Genomic DNA, 7,363 nt, shown 5'->3' with positions numbered 1-7,363 from the left:
GCCGAAGGCGGCGCGGACCGCTGAAGTGCCGCCGACGACGGGGAGGGTGAACTCGGTCTGGTTCAGGTTGACCGACAGGCCGGCGCCGGGCTTGGGGCGCAGGGTGTAGTCGTAGTCGCTGGAGAGCAGGACGATGCCGAGCTTGTGGCCGGCGGGCAGGACGTAGTCGTCCGGCTGCATCTCCACGTTGACCCGGTACTGCACACCCGGGCGCAGGGGCTGGGTGCGGTCCTCGCGGTGGCGGTTCTGCGGGTCGGTCCAGCCCCTGGTGATGATGTGGTTCTTGCCGTCGGGGGCGCGGTCGACCAGCAGGGCCGTCACGTTGGCCGCGGGGCGGGTGAAGGACACCTTGAGATCCACGCCGACGGTGCCGGAGATGCGCAGCGGGGCCGCGGCGGGACCGCTGAAGTAGGCCAGCCGGTGCGGGGACTCCGCGGCGGCGGTCAGGTCCTCGGCCTTCTTCGTCGCGTCGTCGACGATGTTCTCCAGGACCGGGCGGCCGTGCACGCCGTCGACGTGGGACAGGGCGCCGGTGGTGCTGCCGCCGGGGAGGGGGTGGAAGCCGACCTCGCGGGTGCCGGGGGCGGGCCACTCGGCTTCCTGCACCCAGCTCTTGTCCTCACGCTGCAGGGTGGCGCGGGGCTCCTGCTCGACGCCGTTGCGGTGGTCGTACAGGTACCGGGTGAACCAGCGGTTGAGGGTCTTCAGCCATTCGTCCTTGCGGAGGCTGAACGGGTCGGAGTGGCCGGACTGGTGCCACCAGATCTTGTGCGGGGTGCCCTGCTTGCGGAGCTGCTCGTACCACTGGGCGGCGTGCTTGGTCTTGACGTTCCAGTCGTTGAGGCCGTGCACGACCAGGGTCGCGGCCTTCACCTTGCGGACGTCGTTGAGGTAGTTGCGCTCGTCCCAGAACTCGCTGTAGTCACCGGTGATCCGGTCCTGGGCGGCGGCGACCTCGGCGATGATCGGCTTGCAGATCTCGCGGTCGGCGCGGGTGTAGACGTACTCGGCGAGCACGTCGGCGTCCTCGCCCTGGTAGGTGCCGGGGGCGACCACCGCGCCGTCGGCCCGGTAGTAGTCGTACCAGCTGCTGATCGCGGCGATCGGGACGATGGCCTCCAGGCCCTTGACCCCGGTGCTGGCGACCGCGTTGGGCAGGGTTCCGTTGTAGGACACGCCCATCATGCCGGTCTTACCGGTGCTCCAGGTGGCCGCGGCGGCGGCGCCCTTCTCATCCCGCGCCGGGGCGCGGCCGTTGAGCCAGTCCACAATGGACTTCGCGCCGATGGTCTCGTTGCGGCCGCCGGTGGTGGGGCAGCCGGTGGACTCGCCGGTGCCGAGGGACTCGCCGTAGACCACCGCGAAACCGCGGGCGGTGAAGTACTCCTCGTAGCGGGAGACCGGGATCGGCTTCTCCCGGGGACCGCCCACGGCCGCCTCGACCCGCTCGTCGGTGCGGGCGGAGGTGATCGCGCCGTCGCGGCCGGGGCGCTTGGGCACGTGCAGCTCGACGTCGACGTTGTGGTTGGGCACGTCGTTGGTCGGCGCGTAGTAGGGGCTCGGCAGGTAGACCACCGGGACCTTCAGGCCCGCCGTGGTCGCCTTGGGCCGCACCACCAGCGCGTGCGCCTCGTCGTCCTTGCCGTCGCGGTCGGAGTCGACCGGCGCGCGCACCCAGACGTTCTCGCGCAGCACGTCCTTCGGGTCGAACACCGGTTGCGCGGCGCCGTCGGCGAACACCGGTCCGCTCGGCGGGTCGGCCAGCGCGGGCACCGCGGTCAGCGGCAACACGGCGAGGGCGACCGCCACGGTCAACGGGACACTGCGAGCACGCCTCATGGGCACTCCTGATGATCACGTGTGCTGGTTGGCACCGGCACCCTTTCCCGAGGTGTGGCGCGTGTCAATAGTCCGTTGACCTGCTCCCAGGGGTTGGTCGAGACTGGATGGGTGACCTTGACCTCCGACGTGCGGCTGCCGCTCTACGGCAGCGATCACTCCCGGGGCGACCTGGCCTGGTAGTGGCGGTGGTTCCGCTCCCACCCCGCCAAGTCCGCACGAAAGGTCATTCACATGGACATGCGTTCCTTCGTCGCCGCCCTGCCCAAGGCGGAGCTGCACGTGCACCTGGTCGGCGCCGCCTCGGTGGACACCGTCCTGGAGCTCGCCCGCAGGCACCCCGGTCGCGGCGTCCCCACCGAACGGGACGAGCTGGCCCGCTACTACGAGTTCACCGACTTCGCGCACTTCATCACCGTCATCGGCGCGCTGGGCCGGCTGGTCACCACCGAGGCCGACGTGGTCACCCTGCTGGTCGGCCTGGCCAGGGACCTGGCCGCGAACCAGGTCCGCTACTGCGAGGTCACCGTCACCCCGGTCAACCTCTTCAACGCGGGCATCGGCGACGAGGCACTGGTCAGGGCGCTGGCCACCGGCAAGGAACGGGCCGCGGCCGAGCACGGCGTCGAACTCACCTGGATCTACGACATCCCCGGCGAGCAGGGCGTGGAGGCGGGCTGGCGGACCATCAACTGGTACCGCGAGCACCAGCCGGAGCACACCGTCGGCTTCGGCCTCGGCGGTCCGGAGATCGGCGTGCCACGCGGCCAGTTCAAGCCCATGTTCGACCTGGCCCGCGAGGCCGGGCTGCACTGCGTGCCGCACGCCGGGGAGACCACCGGCCCGGAGACGGTGTGGTCGGCGCTGCTGGACCTCGGCGCGGAGCGGATCGGCCACGGCATCCACTCGGTGCGCGATCCCGAGCTGGTCAGCTACCTCGCCGAGCACCGCATCCCGCTGGAGATCTCCCCGCACTCCAACCTGCGCACCCGCGAGGTGCTCGACCTGGCGGAGCACCCGCTGCCAAAACTGTTGGCCGCGGGTGTGCCGGTCGTGCTCAACACCGACGACCCCGGCATGTTCGACACCGACCTCAACCGCGAGTACCTGGCCGCGCACGAGAAGATGGGCCTGACCGCGAAACAGCTGGTCGACATCGCCCGCACCGGAGTCGAGGTGTCCTTCGCCAGTGACGCCACCAAGGCCGCTCTGCTGGCCGAGCTGGACGCGGTCACCCTGCCCGGCTAGCCCATTCTCTGGAGAACCCACCACCGGACGGCTCCGCGTCGTCGCCGCGGGACTGGCATAATCTTCCCCGCGGCGGCGATGTGGGTGGGGGGTTCGGAAACGATGTCCGGTCGGCGGGATCAGCAGATCACCCCGACGGCGGACCCGACCCTGCGTCCACTGGTCGGACGACAGCCACTGCTCAAGGTCCTCGGCACCACGCTGAAGCGCTCCGCGCGCAAGACCTTCCACCTGGTGGAGCTGGTCGGCGAGCCCGGTGTGGGCAAGTCCCGGTTGGTCGCCGAGGTGGCCAGCCGGGCCCGTGAGCTCGGCATGGTGACCCTGGCCGGGCGGGCCGCGGAGTTCGAGCAGGACGCGCCGTTCGCCGCGGTGGTGGACGCCCTCGATGACCATCTCGAGTCCCAGGTCGGCTTGCTGACCAGGCGGTTGCCGCTGCCCGAGGCGCGGCTGCTGTCCTCGGTCTTCCCCGGGCTGACCGTGGACCTGCCGCAGGTGCCGATCCCAGCCGGCGCCGGTGGCGCGCGCTACCGGTTGCACCGGGCGGTGCGCACGCTGCTGGAGGTGCTGGCCGAGTCCTCCGGCCTGACCCTGCTGCTCGACGACGTGCACTGGGCCGACGAGGCCACCATCGAGCTGCTCGACTACCTGGTGCGGCATCCCCCGCGCGGGCAGGTCGTGATCACGGTCGCCTACCGGCCGGCCCAGGTCTCCGCGCGGCTGCGCACCGCGCTGACCCAGGTGCCCGCGGACCAGGGCACCAGGATCACGGTGAGCCCGCTGTCGCAGAAGGAGACCGAGGAGTTCCTCGGTCCGGGGATGAGCCAGGCCAAGCGGCGCAGGCTGTACGAGTCCAGCGGCGGCAACCCGTTCTACCTGGAGGCGCTGTCCAGGGCGGAGAACGGCAACGGCAACCCGCTGTCCCCGATCACCGGCGACCTCGCCGAGGACGCGCTGCGCGACGTGCCGGACGCGGTCCGCTCCGCGCTGCAGGTGGAGCTGGGCCAGCTGTCCTCCAAGGCGCTGCTGATCGCGCACGCCGCCGCCGTGGTGGGCGATGAGTTCGAGCCCACCGCCGCCGCGGCCGCGGCCGAGCTGACCGACGCCGAGGCGCTGACCGTGCTGGACGAGCTGGTCGCCAGGGACGTGGTGCGGGTCGCGCCCACGCCGGGCCGGTTCCGCTTCCGGCACCCGCTGGTCCGGCACACCGCCTACACCTCGGCCTCGGCGGGCTGGCGGATGGCCACCCACGGCCGGGTCGCCGCCTACCTGCAGAAGCTCAACGCGCCCGCGCCACAGCTGGCCCGGCACGTGGTCCGCTCGGCGGGCTTCGGCGACATAGACGCCGTCGGCGTGCTGACCACCGCCGCCCGCTCGGTGGCCCCGCGCGCGCCACTGACCGCCTCCTACTGGCTGACCCAGGCGCTGCGCCTGCTGCCCGACATCCCGGCCAACACCGGCGAACGCATCCAGCTGCTCATCGAGCTGGCCAGCGCCCAGGGCGTGAGCAGCCAGTTCACCGAGGCCAGGGACACCGCGCTCGACGTGTTGGAACGGCTGCCCGCACAGGCTTATCCGCAGCGCGCGATGGTCGCGGGGCACATCTACTCCAAGGTGGAACGGCTGCTCGGGCGTTCGGTCGAGGCCCGCGCCCGGTTGCAACGGGAGCTGCGCGCCGTCCCCGCCGATCAACTGCACCACGCCGGGCCGCTGTACCTGCGGCTGGCCGTGGAGGCCACCTGGTCCGGCGAGAACGCAGAGGCGACCCGGCTGCTCGGCGAGGTGCCCGTGGACAAGGTGCCGTCCACGATCGCCTACGCGGTCGCCGCCCTGGGACCGATGCCCGCGATCGCCAGTGGCGACGGCGCGCGTGGCCTGGAACTGCTCGGCGAGGCCGACCGGGTGCTGGCCACCGCCACCGCCACCGACCTCGCGCCCTGGCTGGACGCCTACACCTGGCTGTGCTTCAGCGACCTGCTCACCGGCCGGTACCGCAACGCCCTGCCCCGCTTCGAGCGGGTGGCCGACATCGCCCGCAACACCGGCCAGAACTACATCCTGCCGCCGGTGCTCTCCGGTCAGGCCCAGGCCGTGGCGGTGCTTGGTGACATGGACGAGGCGTTCACGCTGATCGAGGAGGCCATCGATGTGGCCAGGGTCGGCGGCTCGCCGCAGTCCCTGGCGCTGGCGCTGGGCTCCCGGTCGATGCTGCTGACCTGGTCCGGCGACCACGCCGAGGCGCTGCGGGTGGCCGCGGAGGCCACCCAGGCCGGTGGCGATGTCCCCGAGTGGCCGAGCCTGCGGGCGCGGGTGGCCGAGGCGATCGCGGTGGCCTACACCGGCGACCTCGACGAGTCCGGCCCGGCCGAGGTGTGCGACCTGCTGGAGTCCGTGCAGCGGGACCAGCCGATGCTGCTGATGCTCTGCGAGACCATGGCGCACCTGCTGGCCGGGGCGAACCGCTGGACCGAGGCCGGCGGCTGGGCCGAACGCGCCGAGCGGGTGACCGATCCCGCGCTGCCGATCAACCGGACGATGGCCGACCTGGTCAAGGCCCATGCGCTGACCGGCACCGATCCCGTGGCCGCCGCCGAGCTGGCGCTGCGCTGCGCCGCCGTGCTGGAGCAGGCCGGGCTCAAGCTGGAGGCCGCCCGCGCCCGGCTGCGCGCCGGCCTGGCCTACGCCGCGGCCAAGGACCGGGTCAAGGCGCTGCCCGAGCTGGCCGCCGCGGCCGAGGCCTTCGCCGCCTGCAAGGCCAAGACCCTGCGGGCCGAGGCGCTGCGGGCCACCCGCCGCCTGGGTGTCCGGGTGGCCGTCCCAGGTGGACCGAAGCAGAGCGGGCCGTTCGGATTGTCACCGCGAGAACTCGAAATCGCGCGACTTGTGCTCGACGGGCACACCAACCAGCAGATTGCTGAGAAGCTGTTCATCGGCATCCGCACCGTGGAGACCCACGTGTCGCACGTGTTCACCAAGCTCGGTGTGACCTCGCGGGCTAGCGTCGGCCGGGTGCTCGGGCCCGCCCTGGACGCTCACGACCGGGGCTGAACCGACAGCTTCGTCCGGGTCGGGGCAGTTCAGCGAAGCTGACCCGGACGATTTGTCAGTGATTCCCACGATGGCACGGAGCAGGTCGGCTGGCCATGGTGGACACACACACGATGGTCAGGTGAAGGACCCATGAAACGCGAGATCCCGCTGTACACGCTCGACGGCGTGCGCGACGCGGACGTGTCCACGCACCCGTTCACCACCGAAGACGGCCTCGGCCTCAGCCTGCTGCGCTTCCACCGCGGCGAGAGCCAGGACGTCGTGCTGCTCATTCCCGGGCTGACCCAGTCCAGCGACATGTTCATCATGCCGGAGCACCGCAACCTGGTCAGCTACCTGCTGGACAACGGCTACGGCGACGTGTGGTCGCTGGACAGCCGGCTGAGCAACCGGCACCCGTACAACCACGGCATGCACCGCTACACCCTCGACGACGTGGCGCACTGGGACAGCGCCGAGGCGGTGCGCACCGTCCGCAAGGCGATCGGCCCGGACCGCAGGCTGCACGTGATCTCGCACTGCCTCGGCGCGGTCTCCTTCCTGATGGGCCTGTTCGGCGGCGTGATCGACGGCGTCACCAGCGTGGTCGCCAACAGCGTGGGGCTCACCCCGACCCTGTCCACCTACTCCGCGGCCAAGATCGCGGTGGAGCCGGACCTGCTCGAGTACGTGGCCGGCTTCGAGTACTTCGACCCGAACTGGGGCAACGCGCCCCGGTTCACCAGGGCCTGGCTGCTGTCCAAGGCCATCTCCGTCCTGCACCGCGAGTGCGACGTCGCCGCCTGCCACGTGCTCAGTCACCTGTGGGGCGCGGGCTGGCCCGCGATGTACCGGCACGAGAACCTGCTGGAGGTCACCCACCGCAGGCTCGGCGACCTGTGCGGCGGCACCGGCATGAACTACTACCGGCACGTGCGCAAGATGTACCTGGCCGGGCGCGCGGTGAAGTTCGACCCCAAGGACGAGCGGCACGAGGAGCTGCCCAACGACTACCTGGGCAACGCGGCCATGGTGGACGTGCCGATCCTGCTGACCACCGGCGACACCAACAAGGTCTTCGGCGACTCCAACGAGATCTGCTACCGCAAGCTGGAGAAGATCGCGCCCGGCAGGCACGAGTTCCGCATCCTGCCCGGCTACGGCCACCTGGACCCGTTCATCGGCGAGCACGCCGACATGGACGTCTTCCCGCACCTGCTCGACTTCATCAAGCGGCAGGCCGGTTGAG

The 7,363-nt window shown here is 71.2% G+C and carries 4 protein-coding genes; 3 read left to right on the top strand and 1 reads right to left on the bottom strand.

What is annotated here, in order from left to right:
- Window positions 1-1,839 (bottom strand): Xaa-Pro dipeptidyl-peptidase (locus M8C13_RS40900; RefSeq protein ID WP_252486211.1); only part of this gene is annotated, 1,839 nt, incomplete at its 3' end.
- Between the two features lie 234 nt (window positions 1,840-2,073).
- On the opposite strand from M8C13_RS40900, the gene add reads away from it, so the two are divergent.
- The 3 genes from add (at window position 2,074) to M8C13_RS40885 (ending at window position 7,362) form a co-directional block, all read left to right on the top strand.
- Window positions 2,074-3,087: an adenosine deaminase gene (gene add, locus M8C13_RS40895; protein WP_252486210.1), complete on the top strand. Its 1,014-nt coding sequence runs from the start codon at window positions 2,074-2,076 to the stop codon at window positions 3,085-3,087.
- 102 nt (window positions 3,088-3,189) lie between these two features.
- On the top strand, window positions 3,190-6,132 hold the full coding sequence (locus M8C13_RS40890; RefSeq protein WP_252486209.1) for a LuxR family transcriptional regulator: 2,943 nt from the start codon (window positions 3,190-3,192) through the stop codon (window positions 6,130-6,132).
- A gap of 132 nt (window positions 6,133-6,264) precedes the next feature.
- Window positions 6,265-7,362 (top strand): alpha/beta fold hydrolase, encoded by a 1,098-nt coding sequence (locus M8C13_RS40885; protein ID WP_252486208.1) that lies wholly within the window; start codon window positions 6,265-6,267, stop codon window positions 7,360-7,362.
- Window position 7,363: the final 1 nt, after the last annotated feature.

It is taken from the genome of Crossiella sp. SN42, assembly GCF_023897065.1.
GTDB lineage: Bacteria > Actinomycetota > Actinomycetes > Mycobacteriales > Pseudonocardiaceae > Crossiella.
Note: the sequence above shows the minus strand (reverse complement) of the source record. Positions and strands in the feature narration are given on the sequence as shown.

Bases quoted from the DNA above. Each gene is read 5' to 3' on its own strand.
- add (WP_252486210.1), top strand. From the start codon at position 2,074: ATGGACATGCGTTCCTTCGTCGCCGCCCTGCCCAAGGCGGAGCTGCAC.
- M8C13_RS40890 (WP_252486209.1), top strand. From the start codon at position 3,190: ATGTCCGGTCGGCGGGATCAGCAGATCACCCCGACGGCGGACCCGACC.
- M8C13_RS40885 (WP_252486208.1), top strand. From the start codon at position 6,265: ATGAAACGCGAGATCCCGCTGTACACGCTCGACGGCGTGCGCGACGCG.